Source organism: Aeromonas sp. 600276, from assembly GCF_049175815.1.
GTDB classification, from domain to species: domain Bacteria; phylum Pseudomonadota; class Gammaproteobacteria; order Enterobacterales; family Aeromonadaceae; genus Aeromonas; species Aeromonas dhakensis.
In genome coordinates, this window is sequence record NZ_JAAKVU010000008.1 from 39832 (window position 1) to 58589 (window position 18758).

Here is an 18758-nt window from a genome sequence, read left to right on the forward strand (position 1 = left end):
AGGTATCTATCATGCCTGTCATCAATGGGATGACAGGAGTGCACGAGATGGATTTTTGGATGAACCTGATGTTCGGCAACAGCGTGGGACTGATGTCCATGTTGGTGATTATCGGTACCTTCCTGCTGATCAGTTCCTACGCGGCTTATTTCATCTACAAGGTGATGAACGCCAAGCCGCCGAAAGAGGGCCAATAAGCTTGCGTCAGGCGATCCCCGATCGCCTGATCCCGCCCTCGCCTCCCCTTTGCTCACGGGCTGAGCAACCTGGCGCCACTGCCGCGCCCGCCACTTTCAGATCCGCCCCCGCCCGCTATAATGGCCGCTCATTCCACCTGCGGGGAGCCTGCCGTGTCTCAAAACGACGAACTCTCACTGTTTCGCAATGAAGTGGCCGATGTGCGCCCCATTCGCAACGACCATGTCCGCCTCCAGACGGCCAGCAGCCCGACCGACGCCCAGCTGGCGCGGCGCCAGGCCGCCACCGCCGAACAACTCGCCCTGGATCACCTCAGCATGGAGGCGGTCGAGATGCTCGACCCCCACGCCATTGTCGGCTTCAAGCGCGACGGGGTGCAGGAGGGGGTCTACAAGAAGCTGCGACTCGGCAAATACGAGTTGCAGGCGAGCCTGGATCTGCACCAGAAGACCCTGAACGAAGCGCGCCAGAACCTGGTGCAGTTCATCGCGGATTGCGAACTGCGCGACATCCGCTGCCTGCTGATCCTGCACGGCAAGGGAGAGCGCAGCACGCCGCGCGCCCTGCTCAAAAGCTATGTCAGCGCCTGGTTGCCGCAACTGCCGGCGGTGATGGCCATGCACAGCGCCGAGCGTCGTCACGGCGGCGGTGGTGCGCTCTACGTGCTGCTGCGCAAGAGCGAGCGCAAGAAGGCGGAGAACCGCGAACGCCACCAGAAGCGGCTCGGCTAAGCGGCGGCTCGCACCGGGCGGTGAGCGGTGGTAGCATCGAACGGCCCCGAGCATGCCAGGTACGGGGTGCACGCCATCAGGGACGATAACAAGGACAATCCCATGTCATATCAGAAACTTGAACAACATCAGCAGCAGCTGCACCGGCTCTCCCACCTCTCGGCCATCTGTGGTTGGGATCAGGCCGCCATGATGCCGGAGGGGGGCAACGAAGCCCGCGCCGAGGCCATGGCCGAACTGGGGCTGCTGATCCACCACAAGCGCACCGCCCCCGAACTGGGCGACTGGATTGCCAAGGCCGAGAGCGAGCCGCTGGATGAGCTCCAGCGCGCCAACCTGCGCGAGATCAAGCGGCACTGGCAGGATGCCAGCCTGCTGCCCGGGGATCTCGTGGAGGCGCTGTCGCTCGCCGGCAGCAAGTGCGAGCACGCCTGGCGCCGCCAGCGCAAGGAGAACGACTGGGCGGGCTTTGCCTCCAACCTCACCGAGGTGGTGACGCTCTCGCGCGAGGTGGCTCGCCTGCGTGCCGACGCGCTGGGGGTACGCCCCTACGACGCCATGCTGGCGCTCTATGAGCCGGGCATGACCAGCGCCCGGCTCGACGAGATCTTCGGCGATCTGACCGGCTGGCTGCCAAACCTGATCCAGACCGTGAGCGAGCAGCAAAAGCGCGAGTCGGTGCAGATCCCGCAAGGCCCCTTCCCCATCGCCGCCCAGCAGGCGCTCGGCCAGCAGGTGATGGGGCTGCTCGGCTTCGATTTTGCTCACGGCCGGCTCGATGTGAGCAGCCACCCGTTCTGCGGCGGGGTGCCGACCGACGTGCGCATCACCACCCGCTACAACGAGCAGGAGTTCGTCTCCAGCCTGATGGGCATAGTCCACGAAACCGGCCACGCCCGTTACGAGCAGGGCTTGCCACGCCAGTTGCTGGGCCAGCCGGTGGCCGAGGCTCGCTCCATGGGCATTCACGAGAGCCAGAGCCTGTTCTGCGAGATGCAGCTCGGCCATGATCCCGCCTTCCTCACGCTGCTGGCGCCGCACATTCGCGCCCACTTCGGCGAGCAGGCGGCGTTGGCGCCGGCGAACCTGGTCAAGCTCTACAATCGGGTCGAGCCCGGCTTTATCCGGGTCGATGCGGACGAGGTGACCTACCCGGCCCACGTCATCCTGCGCTACGAGCTGGAGCGCGACCTTATCGAGGGGCGCATCGAGGTGGCAGACATTCCCGCGCTGTGGGACACCAAGATGCAGCAGTGGCTGGGGCTCTCCACCCAGGGCAACTACCAGAATGGCTGCATGCAGGACATTCACTGGACCGACGGCTCGTTCGGCTACTTCCCGAGCTACACGCTCGGCGCCATGTACGCGGCGCAGCTGCGCTTCGCGCTCGAGCGGGAGCTCGGCAACATGGGCGAGCTGATCGCGGCGGGCCGCCTGCCGGAGATCTTCGCCTGGCTGGGCCGTCACATCTGGTCCCAGGGCAGCCGCTACGGCACGGACGAACTGGTCAGCCGTGCCACTGGCGAGGCGCTGAATCCGCACTGGCTGCGCAAACACCTCGAGCAGCGCTATCTGAAGTAGGGCCAGCGTGCCCACCAGCAGACAACAAACGGGGCCTCGCGGCCCCGTTTTTCATGGCGGCGTGGCGCCTCAGCGCCCGTCCGGCACGCCGGTGAACTCGCGCAGCTGCAGTATGTTGCCCTCGGGGTCAAACGCATTGCGCACCACGAAACCTGGCCCTGACCACTGCTGCGGCAGCAGGCCGCCACCGAGATCGGCCGCCTTCGCCTCCGCCCAGGCGAGGCTAGGCACGGTAAAGAACAGCTTGATGGCGCCCTGCTCGCGCAGCTGCGGCGGCGTGGTGATGACCACCTGTTCCGCATAGGGGGCTGGGATCGCGTGCAGCAACAGCTGGATGTCGGCATTTTCCTGCACGATCAGCTCGTCACTCTGGCTGCGGATCTCCATCTGCAGCAGGGTGCGATAAAAGTGGCTCAGCAGGCCGGGATCCCTGGCGTAGATCAGGGCGCCGGCACGTGCGGGTCCTGGCATGGCTCTCTCCTCCTTGGATGTTGTCAGCCCAGATTCGCACACTTGCCCCCTCAAACCGATCTGTTTTTCATACCGTGCACGCGGCATCGGCTTTATTTCAATTGCTGTCCGTTTCTGGCTAGTCATAGCCCCCGTTCCTGCTTAGTCTCTCACTCATCCGGGCCGCCGTGCCCACCCCGTTTTCGGCGCAAGGAGCCACCGATGCCAACAGATCCCGCCACGACGATGCCGCCGGCCCCAGAGGATGAGTCAGGCCTGCCGCTCAGCGCCGAGCAGTGCCATGCCGCCCGCCTGGCCCGCGATGCGCGCTTCGACGGCCGCTTCTTTACCGGCGTGCTCTCCACCGGCATCTACTGCCGCCCTGTCTGTCCGGCGCGGCCACCGCACGAGCACAACGTGCGCTACTTCCAAAGCGCCGCCGCAGCGGAGCAGCACGGCCTGCGCCCCTGCCTGCGCTGCCGGCCTGAGCTCGCGCCCGCCGCGCCCGGCGATCTGCCACCGACGCTGGCGCGCCTGCTGGCCCGGATCGATCGCGGCGAACTGGCGGAAGGCTCGCTCACCATCCTGGCAGAACAGGCCGGCATCAGTGAGCGCACGCTGCGCCGCCAGTTCGAACAGCACCTCGGCGCCTCACCGAAACAGGTGGAGCAGACGCGCCGACTGCTGCTCGCCAAGCGACTGTTGACCGAAACCCGGCTGCCCATCACCGACATCGCGTTTGCAGCGGGCTTTGCCAGCATTCGCCGCTTCAACGACGCCTGGCAGCAGGCATACGGGCTGGCGCCGCGGGCGCTGCGTCGTCAGAGCGAGCCAACCGGCGACGCCGCCGCCCTGACGCAGGCTGCGCCACAGACCGAGGATGGGGCGATGCTCACGCTGCAACTGCCCTACCGCCCCCCTTATGACGTGGCGGCCATGCTGGCGTTCTACCGGCTGCGCGCCATTCCGGGGCTGGAACGGGTAGATGGCGAGGTGTATGAACGCCTGCACCGGGTCGGCGATCGGCTCGCACGGGTGCGCATCAGCCAGGGCAAGGGGCACAGCCTGCAGCTCAGCGTCCATGATCTGCCGCCCGCCGCGCTGCCTGATCTGCTGTATCGGGTGCGCCGAATGTGGGATCTCGATGCCGACATGCAGCGCATCGGTGCGCGGCTCGGGCAGGATCCGCTGCTGGCACGCCTGCAGGCACGCTGGCCGGGGGTTCGGCTGCCCGCCGGCTGGGACGAGTACGAGGTGATGCTGCGCGCCATCATCGGCCAGCAGGTGTCGGTCAAGGGGGCCATCACCATACTGGGGCGGCTGGTGGCACGCACCGAGGCGCAATTCGGGGTGGCGCAGTTGCCCACCCCTGCCCAGCTGTGCGAGCTGAACCTGGACGGTATCGGCATGCCCGGCAGCCGGATAAGAACGCTGCAGGGGCTGGCACAGGCGCTGGCCAGCGGCGAGTTGAACTTGACCTGCGCCAGCGATGAACAACTGCTGGCACTACCCGGCATCGGCCCCTGGACGGTGGCTTACTGGCGGCTGCGCTGTGGGCTGGACCCGGATGCCTTCCCCGCCTCGGATCTGGTGCTACTGAAGGCGCTGGGGGGCGGCACCAAGTTGCCGGTGAAAGCGGTATTGGCCCACAGCGAAAGGTGGCGGCCCTGGCGCGGCTACGCGGCGAGCTGGCTGTGGCATGCCATGAGCGAGCAGCCAGCACTGTTGACCGAGTCAGCACCAGGCCGCACAGCAAGCGACAACCAAGCAGAGGAGACAACCCCATGATCCGTTACGACTTCTTGCCCAGCCGCTGCGGCGATCTGCTGGTGGCCATCGACGAGCGCGGTCTGGTGCACGTGGACTTTGTGGCGGGGCTGCGCGCACTGCCCGAGATGCGCGACTGGCAACAAGACAAGACGGCGCTGGCCCCTTTTCTCGCTCAATTTGAAGCCTACTTTGCCGGCCGCCTGCAACGCTTCACCCTGCCGCTCGCACCAAGAGGCACGGCGTTTCAGCAAGCGGTCTGGCAGGCGCTGTGCGACATCCCCTACGGCGAGACCCGCAGTTACGGCGACATCGCCCGCGCCATCGGCAAGCCCAATGCGGTGCGGGCGGTGGGGGCTGCCAACGGCCGCAACCCGCTCTCGATCATCATTCCGTGCCATCGGGTGATCGGCCAGAACGGCAGCCTGACCGGCTATGCGGGGGGACTGGAGATTAAAAAGGCGTTGCTGCAACTGGAGAATATCAGTGAAAGATAATGTAATGCCTATAAGCCATAGACACTATCTATCATAAAATAATATCCACCACAGATTTACGATTTCATCGACTTTTCTAACCAGAGTATAGTGGCAGAACCATATTTATTAAGGAGAGATTAAATATGGAGCAGCTACTATCTGCCTTTAGACAAGGCAATGTCATTCTTTTTGTAGGGGCCGGGGTATCGATGAACCTTGGTCTTCCATCATGGTCAACCCTGCTCGACAAGATCGCCAAGGATCTCGGCTATGAGCCTGAAATATATAAATCTTTTGGCGACCACTATGCGCTGGCAGAATATTATCGTTTACAGAAAGGCAGCATAGGCCCTTTAAGAAGCTGGATGGACAGAGTTTGGCATTCGCCTGACATTGATATTTCAACGTCCAAAGTCCATGAATACATTGCCAAAGCTAACTTTCCGATAATATACACCACCAACTATGACCGCTGGATAGAGCATGCCCTCGCATATTATGGCAAGCCATTTACCAAAATCGCATCGGTATCAGACTTTACCAGGATCAAAAGTGACAAGGTGCAAGTTGTAAAATTCCATGGTGATTTTGATGATGACAAGTCCATTGTCATTGATGAGACCAGCTATTTTGAGCGGCTTGAATTCGAAACACCACTGGATATAAAACTGCGTTCGGATGTGCTGGGTAAATCAGTGTTGTTTATCGGATATAGCTTGGCCGATATCAACCTGCGGCTTTTATTTTACAAGCTTTCCAAATTATGGAAAGCCAACCGGGCGGGTGATGCCCAGCCGAAATCGTATATTTTCTCAGCCAGGTCGAATCCGGTACAAGAGGCCGTTCTTGAGCAATGGGGGATCAGCATGATCTCATCTGAAAAAGAGAACCCAGGAGAGGCATTAGAGGCGTTTCTGAATAAATTCCAATAATTGAAAATATTGAAGGCACCTCCCCGCACCGGCAATCCACAGGGGCACCATCCCTGTACATGCTGCTCGCACCAGGCTTGCTCTGTGCAGTATCGAAGGGTCTATGCGGCTACCTCACCACCTCCGATAACACTCTCCATGGGTATCAACCCACAAGCCGATGCCTGTTCTTCTGACCAGCCCTGTTTTAGCCGCAATGTGCGCCCAGAACGCCCGAGCCGTCTACCTCATACAACTTCCTCTGCGCCGGCACCACGGGCCCATCGACCACAGGACGCACGTTGAACAGCCGCCATGCAAAGTAACCCGGCTCCCAGCCCCCGGAGCAGGCGGCCAACACCTCATCGGGTTGCCACTCATGGGCCTCCTCGATATCAACCAGGGCGACCGCTCGACCGGCCGGATCCACAGGATGATCGGCGCTGAGGTATCGGCCATTTTCAACGATCAGCAGGTCGCGAATGGGCAGTGAGGGAGGCAACCACGAGCGAACCTCGAGCGTCTTCTTGCCCGAAGCAATATTGGCGCCATGGGGCGCCACGATGGAGAGTGCGAGCATAGGTCCTTCCTTGCAGCTTGCTGGGGATCCCTGGCACAGGATGATAACTCAATCCCAAATGGGCCACACTGCCCGAGCCATGGAACCTGGCGGCATCATGCTCCTCAGCGTTTCAAACTCCCCATCACGTGCATTTCACAGCGGTGACAGTCAAAGCGCAGGCGGAAGGTGTCCTTGCCCATCTTGAGCTCCAACGGCTCTGCCTTGAGGCCGGGCACCTCGTTCGGGCAGAGGTTCTGGCTGTAACGGATGCAGTGTTTGGTGATCATCAGCACCACTTCCCGCTCCTCCTTGTTCGCCTCATAGGCGGGGGCGATGCGCTCCACCCCGTGCTCGCGGAAGAACTGCTCGGCCGCGCTGTTCAGCACGTTGCCAAGGTAGGAGAGACGGTGCTGGGGATAGTGGATATCCCGCAGGGCGATGCGCCGCTCGGGGCGCTGGTAGCCGGCCAGACGGGCAGCCTCCAGCGCGGCGATGCCATCCCGGCGCAAACCGTTGAGCATGGATGCGGCAATGAATAGCGGGTGAGTAAACGCCAACTCAACCTTGTGCGCCACGAACAGGGTATTGCCGAGTTTGCCGAGCTGATCCCGCGCCTGTTGCAGTGCCCGTTCCGGGTTGTCGGCCGGCTGTTTGTCACAGGGGAGCGTGACGGCGGCGCTGATGCCCTGCTCATCGGTGAGCGTGAGGCGCAATCCCTTATCACACTCTGCCAGCACCATATCGACCCGGATGCGGCGATCGGCGCTCGCCTTCTCCAGCACCTTGCTGAATGCCTGATCGTGGTTGCGGTAGATTTCCGTGCCTACCTTCAGCCCCGGCATGCGCTCTGACAGGAGTAACTGCTTACCTTCTACTTTGTTCAGGCGCATCCCCACCAGCTCGTTGTTCGGCTTGAAGAAGCCGAGACCGTCGCCGTTGTTGAGGGTGACCTGCTTGCCGTCAATCTCGATGCCATCCCTGGTGACGCTGGTGACCCGGCCCAGCGGCTCGCCCACGTATTTCGGGCTCTTGGTGGAGTCGATCCCGGGCTTGCGACCATGGAGGAAGTAATCGGTGCTGCCGCGGTTGAAGCTCTTCTTCGGATCCGGCGTGAAGCTGTAGCTGCAGCGGCCGGCCGAAGCGGCCACCAGATCGCCGCGGCGCTCCAGAATGGCGTCTAGCTTCTGCCGATACCAGGCCGTGACGTTCTTGACGTAATCGAGCCCCTTGAGGCGCCCCTCGATTTTGAACGAGCGGATCCCCTCCTCGATCAGCGCCTCCAGATTGTCGGTCTGATCCATGTCCTTGAGGGAGAGCAGGTGGCTATCGGCCACCAACACCTCGCCATCCGGCTTTTGCAACGAGCAGGGCAGGCGACAGAGCTGGGCACATTCGCCGCGGTTGGCGCTGCGGCCGGTCCGAGCGTAGCTGATGTTGCACTGACCGCTGTAGGAGACGCAGAGCGCACCGTGGATAAAGAACTCCAGCTGCACATTGGTGGCCGCACTGATCTCGCGGATCTGCTCAAGGGATAGCTCGCGCGCCAGCACCACCTGGGAGAAGCCCACATCCTGCAGAAACTTCACCTTCTCCGGGGTGCGGTTATCAGTCTGGGTACTGGCATGGAGCGCAATGGGGGGCAAATCGAGCGCCAGCAACCCCATGTCCTGCACGATCAGCGCATCGGCCCCCGCTTCGTAGATCTGGTGGGTCAGCCGCCGGGCCTGTTCCAGTTCGTGATCGTGCAGCAGGGTGTTGAAGGCGACAAAGACCTGGGCACCGAAGCGATGGGCATGGCGCGCCAGCGCTTCGATATCCTCTATGCTGTTGCCCGCCGCGCTGCGGGCACCAAAGGCGGGGCCGCCCATGTAGACGGCATCGGCACCGTGATTGATGGCTTCGATGCCGTAGGCGAGGTTCTTGGCCGGAGCCAGTAGCTCCAACCGGTTGTGGTGGCTTAACGGGTGCTTGTTCTGGTGCATGGTCTCGGGATCAGGGCGGACAGCAAATGGGCGCCACTCTAGGGCATTGCCACTCTCCCCGCCTTGATCCCGCTTAAGATCACCGCAAAATACAGGATTGGATCAGAGCACCACCTTCAAGGCCAGCCCCAGCAGCACCAGACCGCTCACCTTGTCGATGACGAAGGACTTGGCCTTGAGCCAGGCCAGCACGGGACCACGAGAGAGCACCAGCGCCACCAGCACGTACCAGACGGCGTCGATCCCGCCGGCGGTGAGCATCATGATGCCCCCCTCGCGCCAGCCAGTGTCTGCATGCACAAACTGGCTGAACAGGGCGATGAAGAAGACCGCGAGCTGGGGGTTGAGAAAGGCCACCATAAAGCCTTCGAAGGCGCCTTGCCGACCGCGCAGCTGATGCACCTCTTCCCTCGCCTCCCCCTTGGCAGGTTTGGCCAGCAGCGCCTTGACCCCGAGCCAGGCGAGAAACGCCGCACCACCGTAGCGGATAACGTCAAACAGCAGCGGGGTCTGGGTGATCAGGATGGCCAGACCCAAAGCCGTGATCAGCGCATAGATGCCGACTCCGAAGCCGTGGCCAAGGGCGGTGGCCACGCCGTGCCCCTGTCCACCCTGCACCGTGTTGCGGATGATCAGTGCCAGGCTCGGCCCCGGGCTGATGGCGCCCATCACGCAGATTGCGGCCAGAGCCAGCCAACTCGTCAATTCCATGGTGTTCCTTGTCTCAAGCGGAAGATGAATGTCTGCGCTCAGGGTAAAGGGCCCCTGGTTATGCCAGAAGTGAAAGTTGGGAATAGAACCCATAGCCAACGGCTATAGGTCAACACAAGCGTCTGTTGCTAGCGGGGCGGGTTCAACACCTTACGGCTCGCCGCCACCGTGCGCTGCAGGTGTTCGCGCAGGAAGGGATAGGCCAGTTCGCGAAACCACTTGTGGGCCGGATCCTGATGGTGACGCTGGTGCCACAGCAGATGATACTGCTGGGTGCGGCTGACAAACGGCAGATCACAAAAGTGCAGGGCATGCTCGCAGGATAGCTGCCAGGCGATGTGAGCCGGGGTGGTCAGCAGGCAGTCGGTGCGCAGCAACACCTCCACCGCCGCCTGAAAGAAGGGCACCCGGGCAAACCAGCGCCGACTCAACCCCTGCGGTGCCAGCACCTGTTCCACCGGGCTGTCCTTGTCACCCCCGCCGCTCACCTGCAAATGGGGCCAGGCGAGGTAGTCATCCAGACTCAGTGAGCGCCCCGCCAACGGGTGGTGGCTACCCATCAACACCACCAGCCGATCTTCCCCCTGATGCAGGCCGCGGATCTGATCCGGCACCAGCTCGGTAATGGTGGAGACCATGTCCAGCTCGGATTGCCACAGCTGCGGCAGCTGACGCTTGTCCCACAGGCTGTACTCCAGCGCCGCCAGTGGCGCCTCCCTGGCCAGCGCCGCGCAGATGTTTGGCAGGATATGTTGGGCCACGTAATCGGAGGAGGCGAGCCGGAACACCCGCTCGCAGCGGCTCGAGTCAAAACCGGGAGCCTCGTAGAGTCGCTCGAGCGCACCGAGGGAGTCCGCCAGCTGGGCGGCCAGCGCCTCGGCCCGTGGCGTCAGCAGCCAGCGCTGCCCCTCCCGCACCAGCAACTCGTCGCCAAACTCGCTGCGCAGCTGGCCAAGCTGCTTGCTGATGGAAGGCTGGCTCAGGTGCAGCAGCTCCGCCGCCCGGCTGATGTTGCGGGTCTCCAGCAGCACCTTGAGGGTCGGCAGCAGGTTGAGGTTGGCTTTGTGCAAGGGAGAGGTTCCATCCAGTGGCGAAAGCCCTATCTTAGGGCAGCCAAGCCTCGTGGTTTAAGCGAAATTTCCCGCCGGCCCCCGCAACCTGGCGTGACCCTGCTGCCAGATAACCATGACCACAAGATGACAGTGGTTGCCCCGTGCGGCATAATTGCGCGATTTTCCGCCCGCGGGCGATCCACTTGAGAAGCGGTAACAAGATGAAATACGCCAATATCACAGGCTGGGGCAAATGCCTGCCTCCCTCCGTACTGACCAACGACGACCTCAGCACCATCATGGATACGTCGGATGAGTGGATCTACCCGCGCACCGGCATCAAGGCTCGCCGCATCTCCCACGTCAGCACCTCCGATCTGGCCACCCTGGCCGGCCGTCGTGCGCTGGCCTGCGCCGGGCTGGAAGCCAGCGACCTCGACGGCATCATCCTGGCCACCGCCACGCCGGACAACCTGCTGCCGAGCGCCGCCTCCGCTGTGCAGAAGAAGCTGGGCGCCACCAATGCCGCCGTGTTCGACCTCAACGCCGCCTGCACCGGTTTCGTCTACTCCCTCTCGGTCGCCACCTCGCTGGTACAGACCGGCATGATGAAGAAGGTGCTTGTGATCGGCGCCGAGCGCCTCACCTATCTGCTGGACTGGGCCCGTCGCGATACCGCCGTGCTGTTTGGCGACGGCGCCGGCGCCGTGGTGATCGAGGCGAGCGAGCAGGAGAGCGGTCTCATCGCCAACAAGCTGGGCTGTGACAGCGAGGCGCGCGAGATCCTGCACGTGCCGAACTTCGGTACCGACCGGGTGCGTTTTGCCGACATCGACGGCCTCTTCACCTTCAACTTCGAAGGCCAGGAGATCTTCAAGCGGGCCGTACGCGGCATGGGCGAAGCCACCAACACGGTACTGGCACAGGCCGGCATCGCACCGGAACAGATCGATCTGATCGTGCCGCACCAAGCCAACATCCGCATTATCGAGACCCTCGCCAAGCGCATGAACGCGCCGATGGAGAAGGTGATGGTCAACATCGAGCACTATGGCAACACCTCCGCCGCCACCGTGCCCATCGCCCTGTGCGAGGCACTGGAGCAAGGCCGCGTCCAGCCGAACAGCTATCTGCTGACCGCCGCCTTCGGTGCCGGTCTGACTTGGGGCGCCGCCATCATCAAGTGGGGCGAGCGTGTTACCCCCATCAAGGCGTGCGAGGCCGAACTGCCGCCGTGCGACAAGAGCGCCCTCGAACTCATCGCCCATGCCGTGGAAGGGTGCCAAAAAGCCCACGCCAACGAGGCATAAGCCGCCCGCACAACGCCAAGAGCCTGCCATATGCAGGCTCTTTTTCGTTCTCCCCTCCTTCCTTATTGTGCAGATACGCCATTCCCCGCCAACAAGGGGCTGCAAGCTGCCAAGCGTCCCCTCCATATTCCATTTTTCTCAGTAACACCAAGCAAGAAAGAGCAATTTGTAACCAGGCGATTTTTTTGCGCTAACCTTACTGAGTTATTGATAATTAGTGGGTTGCGCTTGGCTCATTCGGTCTGACTGAAATGACGGCTCACCCTCTTCACATTCAAGAGCAGGGGCGAGTTTGCGTATGACAGACAACACACGGGCACACACCTCAGCCTTCTGGGAGCCGGTCAGCTGGGCTTGCGGCCTTGGCCTGGGCCTGTTCAGCACCCTGCTGTTGCTGCTCGCGGGCAGCCCCCTTCCTTATCTGCTGGCCAACCTGGCGGCTGCACTGGCCGCCACCCTCTGGAGCGCCCGCCACTACCACGCCAAACCCGCCGGCCTAGAGAGTGAGGCAAAGCAGACCCACCCATTTGCCGATAACGGACTCAACCACTCCATCATCGGGCTCGAGCAGGTATGTGAAAAAGCGGTTCCTATCTGGTCGCAACAGATTGAAAACTCTCGCCAGCAAACCGAAGGAGCCATGATCGACCTCACCCAGCGCTTCGCCGGCCTGACCACCAAACTGGAAGAGGCGGTCGCCGCCTCCCACAATGCCGCCGGCGATCTGGGGGGGGAGAAGTCGGCCGGCATGGCAGCCGTGCTGGCCCAGAGTCAGGCCCAGCTCAATCAGGTCATCACCATCATGCACTCCACCCAGGCCAACCGCGATGCCATGCTGGCTGAGATCAAGACGCTCACCGCCTACACCATAGAGCTCAACACCATGGCGCTCGACGTGGCCAAGATAGCCTCCCAGACCAACCTGCTGGCCCTCAACGCCGCCATCGAAGCGGCCCGGGCCGGTGAGGCTGGTCGTGGCTTCGCCGTGGTGGCTGACGAGGTGCGCACCCTGTCGCGCCTCTCCAGCGAGACCGCCCAGAAGATGACCGACAAGGTCGACACCATCAATGCCGGCATCGGCCGCGCCTTCCAGATTGCCGAGAGCGCGGCCGGGCGCGACCAGGTTGCCGTCAGCGATGCCGAGCACGCCATCGAGCAGGTACTGGAACGCTTTCGGATGGCCACCACCAGCCTGGCAGAATCCGCAGCCCTGTTACAGAGCGAGAGCAGCGGGATACATCGCGAGATCTCCGATGTCATCGTTTCGTTACAGTTCCAGGATAGGGTCAGTCAAATCCTCAGCCATGTGCGTCAAAACATGGACAGCCTCAACGACCACCTGGTCTCGTCACGCAACAGAACACACCAGTCAGGCCCCATCCGGATCGATGCGGAGAGCTGGTTGGCTGACATGGAGCTCTCATACGCCACCGATGAACAACGCAACATTCATCATGGTCGCCAGCACCAGGCGGCAACCCCTTCCAGCAATGCAGATGTCACTTTTTTCTAGGAGAGAGATATGCCCAAAACAGTCCTGATCGTGGATGACTCGGCCACCATACGCCAGGTCGTCGGCATGACGCTCAAGGGAGCCGGTTACGAGGTGATGGAGGCCAGTGACGGCAAGGATGCCCTCAAAAAGCTCGATGGCAAGAAGATCAACCTCATCATCAGTGACGTCAACATGCCGAACATGGACGGCATCAGTTTCGTCAAGGAGGCCAAGAAGCTGGCCAGCTACAAGTTCACTCCGGTGATCATGCTGACGACAGAGTCCCAGGACAGCAAGAAGCAGGAGGGACAGGCCGCGGGAGCCAAGGCCTGGGTGGTCAAGCCGTTCCAGCCGGATCAGATGCTGGCTGCCGTGGCCAAGCTCATCATGCCCTGAGCCGGGAGGCGTTCATGCCGCTGCAAATCGAAACGGGTGAGCACAAGAGTGTCGTGACCATCTCGGGCGAGATGACCATCTACACGGCAGCCGAGCTGAAACAGGCGCTCACACCCCTGCTCTATCGCCAGCAGGAGCTGGAACTGAACCTCTCCCAGGTCAGCGAAATGGACAGCGCTGGTTTGCAGCTGCTGCTGGCGGCCAAGAAGACGGCGCAGCAGGGAGGCTATCCGCTGCATCTGGTCATGCACAGCCATGCCGTGCTTGATGCCCTTGAGCTGTGCCAGCTGGCGGCCTTCTTCGGTGATCCCACCCTCATTCCCCACGCCGATCACGCCTAACCGGTTCCGCGGACAAGGAGTCATTCGTGAGCATCAATCTTGATCAGGCCCTGCAAACCTATATCGCCGAGGCGCGCGAGCTGCTGGAGGAGATGGAGTCCGCGCTGCTGACCCTGGAGAACGACCCAGACAATGGCGAGCTCATCGGGGCCATCTTCCGGGCGGCGCACACCATCAAAGGTTCCGCCGGCTTGTTCGGCCTGCAACCCATAGTCAGCTTCACCCACATCGTCGAGGACCTGCTCGATCAGGTACGCAACCAGCAGCTGGCGATAAGTGCCCCCCTCATCAGGGATCTGCTGGAGAGTCGGGATCACATCGAACGCCTCGTCAGTCTGGTGGCTGAACAAGGGGAAGCCCTTGGTGCGGATGAACAGGCTCAGGATGAGTTGCTGCGGCGCAATCTGGCTCGTCACCAAAGCGGCAACCAGACCACGCTGCCGGAGCGGACCCAGCCTGCCGATGCCGATCCGGTCACCAAGGAGGAGGGTCATGTCAGCGCTACCTCCCTGTGGCACATCTCCCTGCGCTTTGGTCCTGACGTGCTGCGCAACGGCATGGATCCCACCTCTTTCCTGCGCTACCTCGGTACCATGGGTACCCTCTGCGCCATCGAGACCATTCACCATGCCCTGCCGGAGTGGGAACAGTTCGATCCGGAGAGCTGTTACCTCGGCTACGAGATCGATCTGGACTCCCAGGCCGACAAGAGTGCCCTGAGCGACGTGTTCGAATTCGTGCGAGATGACTGTCTCATCAGCATCTTGCCGCCCCACAGCAAGATCGCCGAGTACATAGCGCTCATCAACGCCCTGCCGGAAGACAACGAGATGCTGGGGCAACTGCTGGTCAAAACAGGCGCACTGACGGCCAGCGAGCTTGCGCTCGGCCTGCAAGCCCAGCATGAGCAGCCGCAGGCCGACACCAACAAGCTGGGGGAGATCCTGATCGCCCAGGGTGCCGTCAATGAAGTGGTGGTGGACGCCGCGCTCAAGAAACAGAATCAGAGCAAGGAGAACAAGAACAAGGAAGGGCGTTATGTCCGGGTCCACGCCGACAAACTGGATGAGTTGATCAATCTGGTGGGAGAACTGGTCGTGGCCAGCTCCGGCGCCAACCTGCTGGCCCAGCGTTCACGGGACAGCCAGCTGCAGGAAGCCAACTCCACCATTGCCATGCTGGTCGAGGAGATCCGCGATGGTGCCCTGCGCCTGCGCATGGTGCCCATCGGCGATACCTTCAACCGCTTCCAGCGGGTGGTGCGGGATGTCAGCCACGAGCTGAACAAGGACATAGCGCTGGTGATCACCGGCGGCGACACCGAGCTGGACAAGTCTGTAGTGGAAAAGATCGGCGATCCCTTGATGCATCTGGTGCGCAATGCCATGGATCACGGCATAGAAGCGGCCGAGAAACGGCTGGCGGCCGGCAAGCCAGCACGGGGCACCCTGACCCTCAACGCCTATCACGACTCCGGCAGCATCGTCATCGAGATCCAGGACGATGGTGCCGGCCTCAACAAAGCCAGGATCCTGCAAAAAGCGCAGGAGCGGGGGCTGGCAGCAGCCAATGCTACCCTGTCGGATCAGGAGATCTACCAGCTCATCTTCGAGCCCGGCTTCTCCACCGCGGAGACCATCACCAATCTCTCCGGACGCGGGGTGGGCATGGATGTGGTCAAACGCAATATCCAGGCCCTGCGTGGCAGCGTCGAGCTGGACAGCAAGCCCGGCCTCGGCACCCGGGTACAGATCCGGCTGCCGCTGACCCTGGCCATCATCGATGGCTTTCTGGTGCGCGTCAGCACCACTTACTACGTTATCCCCCTCGACATGGTGATCGAATGCGTGGAGCTGACCCAGAGCGCGCTGGCCGATACCCAAGGGCGCAACTACATCAATCTGCGTGGTGAAGTGCTGCCATTCGTCCGGTTGCAGCACTACTTCGATGTCGAGGGAAACCGTGGCCGCCGGGAAAATATCGTGGTTGTCAGCCACGGCGGCAAGAAATCTGGGTTGGTGGTCGACGAGCTGCTAGGGGAGTTCCAGACCGTCATCAAACCGCTCGGCAAGCTGTTCCAGCGCCTGCAGGGGATCAGCGGCTCCACCATTCTGGGTGGCGGTGAGGTAGCCCTCATTCTGGATATTCCCTCTCTGATCCAGCATGCCATCGACCAGGAACTGGGCCAGCTGAGCCAGTACGCCATTCCACGTCTGCAATCCCAACCAAGAGTCAATTAACATCAGGAGCCTGACATGTTCAAAAACTCCACCATCAAACTACGACTCACCATTCTGCTCTGTCTGCTCTGCGTACTGCTGTTTGGCGTAGGAGTGCTCGGGCTCTACAACATGCATAGCAGCAACAAGGGGCTGCAGCGGGTCTACAACGACCGGGTGGTGCCGCTCAAGCAGCTCAAAACCATCTCGGACAACTACGCCGTCGCCATCATAGACAATGTCAACAAGGCCAATGCCGGTCTCGTCAGCGCCGAGGAGGCGTTGCAGCAGATCCAGCATGCCCAGCAGCAGATCAAGCTGGAATGGCAACACTATCAGGCCACCAAGCTGACCGCAGCCGAACAGAAGCTGTCGGCCGAGGCCAACAGCCTGTTCAATACCGCGGATCGAGACATCACCAGGCTGGAGGCCTTTCTCTCAAATCAGCATGGTGTCATTGCTGATACGCTCAATGAGTTTGACGGCAAACTCTACAGCTCCATCGACCCCATCGGCAGCAAGATAACCGAGCTGGTCAGTCTGCAGCTCGACGTTGCCAAATCCGAATACGAACAGGCACAGGCCTGGTATGACGTCATGCTGCTTACCATGATGGCTGTGGTCGCCGCCGGCATGGTGGCCGCAGCCTGGTTTGGCATCGTCCTCATTCGCAGCATCATCTCCCCCATCAACCAGGCACTGCAGGTTGCCAACCACCTGGCGGACGGCAATCTCGACGTCACCATCGACATCGGAGCCCACGATGAAGCCGGCCAGCTGTTGCTAGCCATGCAAAACATGGTCAACAAGCTGACGTCCCTCATTACCGACATAGAAACGCTGGTGACCGCCGCCGTCGAACAGGGGGATTTCAGCTACAAAATTGAACTGGACGGACGGCAGGGTTACATCAAGCGCCTCTCCGAACTGCTCAATCGTCTCTCCAACGTGACCGACACCAGCCTCAACGACGTGATGCGCATTGCCACCGCCCTGTCGCAGGGTGACCTCACCCAGAAGATCGAGCAGCCCTATCCGGGGATTTTCGGTCAGACCAAGGATGGCCTCAACAGCACCATCGCCGCGCTGACCGCCATCATCGAGGAAGTACGCAACGCCGCCGACAACCTGACCAACGCCTCCAATCAGGTCAGCACCACGGCCCAGTCCCTCAGCCAGGCCACCAGTGAGCAAGCGGCCAGCGTGGAAGAGACCAGCGCCTCCATCGAGCAGATGAGCGCCAGCATCAACCAGAACACGGACAACGCCAAGGTGACCGACAACATGGCGAGCAGCGCCGTACTGGAGGCCACCGAAGGGGGCCGTTCGGTACAGCAGACGGTTGCCGCGATGCAGCAGATCGCCCGCAAGGTCAGCATCATCGACGACATCGCCTACCAGACCAATCTGCTGGCGCTCAATGCCGCCATCGAGGCGGCCAGGGCCGGTGAACATGGCAAAGGCTTTGCTGTGGTCGCCGCCGAGGTCCGCAAGCTGGCCGAACGCAGCCAGATCGCGGCGCAGGAGATAGGCGAACTCTCGTCAAGCAGCGTCGATACTGCCGAGAAGGCGGGCAGTCTGCTCGACAAGATAGTGCCCTCCATTCGCAAGACCTCCGATCTGGTGCAGGAGATCAACGCCGCCTCCGGGGAGCAGGCCAGCGCCGCCAACCAGATAAGCCTGGCCATGAGCCAGCTCAATCAGGTGACCCAGCAAAATGCTGCCAGCAGCGAGGAACTGGCCGCCACCGCGGAGGAGATGAGCTCCCAGGCCAACGAGCTGCAGCAGACCATGGACTTTTTCTCCCTGCAAGGCAGCGGCCGCTCACCCAGACAGGTCGAAAACCTGCACAAGGGCGTGCCTCCCAGAGGCAAGTTTGTGATGCCGGCCCAGCCCCCGTTGCATGGCAATGTGGCTGCGCAACCGCAGGTTGACGAAACCGATTTTGTCCGCTTTTAACCGGAGAGCCTCATGAGCATGTCTACCGAAGTGGTCGCCCAGCCTGGCACGCTGGTACATGACAATCAGGGTGATGCCCAATACCTCACCTTCCTGATCAACGGCGAAATGTTTGCCATCAACATTCTCGGGGTCAAGGAGATCATCGAATACGGCAACATCACCCCCATCCCCATGATGCCGAGTTTTATTCGGGGCGTGATCAACCTGAGGGGGGCCGTCGTCTCTGTAGTGGATCTCAACGCCCGTTTTGGCAATTCACCCTCCAGCATCACTCGCCGCAGCTGCATCGTGATCATCGAGAACGTGCACCCGGACGACCCGGAACACGGCAATCAGGACATTGGCGTGGTGGTGGACTCCGTCTCCGAGGTACTGACCATCCCCTGCAACGAGATTGAGCCGCCACCAAGCTTCGGGGCCCGCATCCGGGCCGACTTCATCAGCGGCATGGGTAAGGTCAACGGCAAGTTCGTCATTCTCATCAATACCGAGAAGGTGCTCTCCATCAACGAGATGGCCCAGCTCAGCGAGTTGACTCAGCAGCAGGAACGGCTACTGGAACAAAAACCACAAACGCCATGACAACAACATAAATCCGCGTTTCGCTCCAC

At 61.7% G+C, this 18758-nt stretch carries 18 protein-coding genes; 13 read left to right on the forward strand and 5 right to left on the reverse strand.

Going from position 1 to position 18758, the window contains the following annotated elements; all coding sequences use genetic code 11:
- Window positions 1-47 precede the first annotated feature (47 nt).
- The 3 genes from G5134_RS09920 to G5134_RS09930 all read left to right on the forward strand — a co-directional run bounded on the left by G5134_RS09920 (window position 48) and on the right by G5134_RS09930 (window position 2510).
- Window positions 48-197: a DUF3149 domain-containing protein gene (locus G5134_RS09920; protein WP_010634864.1), complete on the forward strand. Its 150-nt coding sequence runs from the start codon at window positions 48-50 to the stop codon at window positions 195-197.
- A 153-nt stretch (window positions 198-350) separates the two neighbouring features.
- The gene (smrA, locus tag G5134_RS09925) at window positions 351-929 is read left to right on the forward strand and encodes a DNA endonuclease SmrA (protein ID WP_099359019.1); all 579 of its coding nucleotides are present in this window, start codon (window positions 351-353) and stop codon (window positions 927-929) included.
- A 102-nt stretch (window positions 930-1031) separates the two neighbouring features.
- Window positions 1032-2510, forward strand: coding sequence for a carboxypeptidase M32 (locus G5134_RS09930; protein ID WP_421231987.1), 1479 nt, complete (start codon window positions 1032-1034; stop codon window positions 2508-2510).
- Window positions 2511-2579: 69 nt separating this feature from the next.
- Here the strand turns inward: G5134_RS09930 and G5134_RS09935 are convergent, their stop codons facing one another.
- The gene (locus G5134_RS09935; RefSeq protein ID WP_017787743.1) at window positions 2580-2981 is read right to left on the reverse strand and encodes a VOC family protein; all 402 of its coding nucleotides are present in this window, start codon (window positions 2979-2981) and stop codon (window positions 2580-2582) included.
- Window positions 2982-3182: 201 nt separating this feature from the next.
- Between G5134_RS09935 and G5134_RS09940 the strand changes: the two genes are divergently transcribed.
- The 3 genes from G5134_RS09940 (at window position 3183) to G5134_RS09950 (ending at window position 6138) form a co-directional block, all read left to right on the forward strand.
- Window positions 3183-4748, forward strand: coding sequence for an AlkA N-terminal domain-containing protein (locus G5134_RS09940; RefSeq protein WP_024942942.1), 1566 nt, complete (start codon window positions 3183-3185; stop codon window positions 4746-4748).
- The gene (locus G5134_RS09945) at window positions 4745-5224 is read left to right on the forward strand and encodes a methylated-DNA--[protein]-cysteine S-methyltransferase (RefSeq protein WP_024942941.1); all 480 of its coding nucleotides are present in this window, start codon (window positions 4745-4747) and stop codon (window positions 5222-5224) included. Before G5134_RS09940 ends, G5134_RS09945 begins: the two co-directional genes overlap by 4 nt.
- 125 nt (window positions 5225-5349) lie before the next feature.
- Window positions 5350-6138 carry an SIR2 family NAD-dependent protein deacylase gene (locus G5134_RS09950; protein WP_017779188.1) on the forward strand — a complete coding sequence of 263 codons (789 nt, stop codon included), beginning with the start codon at window positions 5350-5352 and terminating at the stop codon, window positions 6136-6138.
- A gap of 187 nt (window positions 6139-6325) precedes the next feature.
- Here the strand turns inward: G5134_RS09950 and G5134_RS09955 are convergent, their stop codons facing one another.
- From G5134_RS09955 to G5134_RS09970, 4 genes are all read right to left on the reverse strand, one after another.
- Complete coding sequence (locus G5134_RS09955; RefSeq protein ID WP_024943072.1) at window positions 6326-6697, reverse strand: ASCH domain-containing protein; 372 nt, start codon at window positions 6695-6697, stop codon at window positions 6326-6328.
- Window positions 6698-6801: 104 nt separating this feature from the next.
- On the reverse strand, window positions 6802-8661 hold the full coding sequence (locus G5134_RS09960) for a peptidase U32 family protein (protein WP_024943071.1): 1860 nt from the start codon (window positions 8659-8661) through the stop codon (window positions 6802-6804).
- A 102-nt stretch (window positions 8662-8763) separates the two neighbouring features.
- Window positions 8764-9372: a LysE family translocator gene (locus G5134_RS09965; RefSeq protein WP_005303770.1), complete on the reverse strand. Its 609-nt coding sequence runs from the start codon at window positions 9370-9372 to the stop codon at window positions 8764-8766.
- 128 nt (window positions 9373-9500) lie between these two features.
- Complete coding sequence (locus G5134_RS09970) at window positions 9501-10442, reverse strand: LysR family transcriptional regulator (protein ID WP_421231988.1); 942 nt, start codon at window positions 10440-10442, stop codon at window positions 9501-9503.
- A gap of 203 nt (window positions 10443-10645) precedes the next feature.
- Between G5134_RS09970 and G5134_RS09975 the strand changes: the two genes are divergently transcribed.
- The 7 genes from G5134_RS09975 to G5134_RS10005 all read left to right on the forward strand — a co-directional run bounded on the left by G5134_RS09975 (window position 10646) and on the right by G5134_RS10005 (window position 18729).
- Complete coding sequence (locus G5134_RS09975) at window positions 10646-11734, forward strand: ketoacyl-ACP synthase III (protein ID WP_005303774.1); 1089 nt, start codon at window positions 10646-10648, stop codon at window positions 11732-11734.
- 298 nt (window positions 11735-12032) lie between these two features.
- Entirely contained in the window at window positions 12033-13247 is a 1215-nt protein-coding gene (locus tag G5134_RS09980) for a methyl-accepting chemotaxis protein (RefSeq protein WP_065017468.1), read from the forward strand.
- Window positions 13248-13256: 9 nt separating this feature from the next.
- On the forward strand, window positions 13257-13625 hold the full coding sequence (locus G5134_RS09985; protein WP_005303778.1) for a response regulator: 369 nt from the start codon (window positions 13257-13259) through the stop codon (window positions 13623-13625).
- A 14-nt stretch (window positions 13626-13639) separates the two neighbouring features.
- Window positions 13640-13966, forward strand: coding sequence for an STAS domain-containing protein (locus G5134_RS09990; RefSeq protein ID WP_065017467.1), 327 nt, complete (start codon window positions 13640-13642; stop codon window positions 13964-13966).
- A gap of 26 nt (window positions 13967-13992) precedes the next feature.
- A complete protein-coding gene (locus tag G5134_RS09995; protein WP_065017466.1) occupies window positions 13993-16206 on the forward strand; it encodes a chemotaxis protein CheA in 2214 nt (737 codons plus the stop codon).
- 15 nt (window positions 16207-16221) lie between these two features.
- Window positions 16222-18144 carry a methyl-accepting chemotaxis protein gene (locus tag G5134_RS10000; protein ID WP_017763911.1) on the forward strand — a complete coding sequence of 641 codons (1923 nt, stop codon included), beginning with the start codon at window positions 16222-16224 and terminating at the stop codon, window positions 18142-18144.
- Window positions 18145-18156: 12 nt separating this feature from the next.
- Entirely contained in the window at window positions 18157-18729 is a 573-nt protein-coding gene (locus tag G5134_RS10005; protein WP_065017465.1) for a chemotaxis protein CheW, read from the forward strand.
- Window positions 18730-18758: the final 29 nt, after the last annotated feature.

Excerpts from the sequence above, each read along its gene's own strand:
- G5134_RS09920 (WP_010634864.1), top strand. The coding sequence starts at position 48 with ATGGATTTTTGGATGAACCTGATGTTCGGCAACAGCGTGGGACTGATG.
- G5134_RS09930 (WP_421231987.1), top strand. The coding sequence starts at position 1,032 with ATGTCATATCAGAAACTTGAACAACATCAGCAGCAGCTGCACCGGCTC.
- G5134_RS09935 (WP_017787743.1), bottom strand. The coding sequence starts at position 2,981 with ATGCCAGGACCCGCACGTGCCGGCGCCCTGATCTACGCCAGGGATCCC.
- G5134_RS09940 (WP_024942942.1), top strand. The coding sequence starts at position 3,183 with ATGCCAACAGATCCCGCCACGACGATGCCGCCGGCCCCAGAGGATGAG.
- G5134_RS09945 (WP_024942941.1), top strand. The coding sequence starts at position 4,745 with ATGATCCGTTACGACTTCTTGCCCAGCCGCTGCGGCGATCTGCTGGTG.
- G5134_RS09950 (WP_017779188.1), top strand. The coding sequence starts at position 5,350 with ATGGAGCAGCTACTATCTGCCTTTAGACAAGGCAATGTCATTCTTTTT.
- G5134_RS09955 (WP_024943072.1), bottom strand. The coding sequence starts at position 6,697 with ATGCTCGCACTCTCCATCGTGGCGCCCCATGGCGCCAATATTGCTTCG.
- G5134_RS09960 (WP_024943071.1), bottom strand. The coding sequence starts at position 8,661 with ATGCACCAGAACAAGCACCCGTTAAGCCACCACAACCGGTTGGAGCTA.
- G5134_RS09965 (WP_005303770.1), bottom strand. The coding sequence starts at position 9,372 with ATGGAATTGACGAGTTGGCTGGCTCTGGCCGCAATCTGCGTGATGGGC.
- G5134_RS09975 (WP_005303774.1), top strand. The coding sequence starts at position 10,646 with ATGAAATACGCCAATATCACAGGCTGGGGCAAATGCCTGCCTCCCTCC.
- G5134_RS09980 (WP_065017468.1), top strand. The coding sequence starts at position 12,033 with ATGACAGACAACACACGGGCACACACCTCAGCCTTCTGGGAGCCGGTC.
- G5134_RS09985 (WP_005303778.1), top strand. The coding sequence starts at position 13,257 with ATGCCCAAAACAGTCCTGATCGTGGATGACTCGGCCACCATACGCCAG.
- G5134_RS09990 (WP_065017467.1), top strand. The coding sequence starts at position 13,640 with ATGCCGCTGCAAATCGAAACGGGTGAGCACAAGAGTGTCGTGACCATC.
- G5134_RS10000 (WP_017763911.1), top strand. The coding sequence starts at position 16,222 with ATGTTCAAAAACTCCACCATCAAACTACGACTCACCATTCTGCTCTGT.
- G5134_RS10005 (WP_065017465.1), top strand. The coding sequence starts at position 18,157 with ATGAGCATGTCTACCGAAGTGGTCGCCCAGCCTGGCACGCTGGTACAT.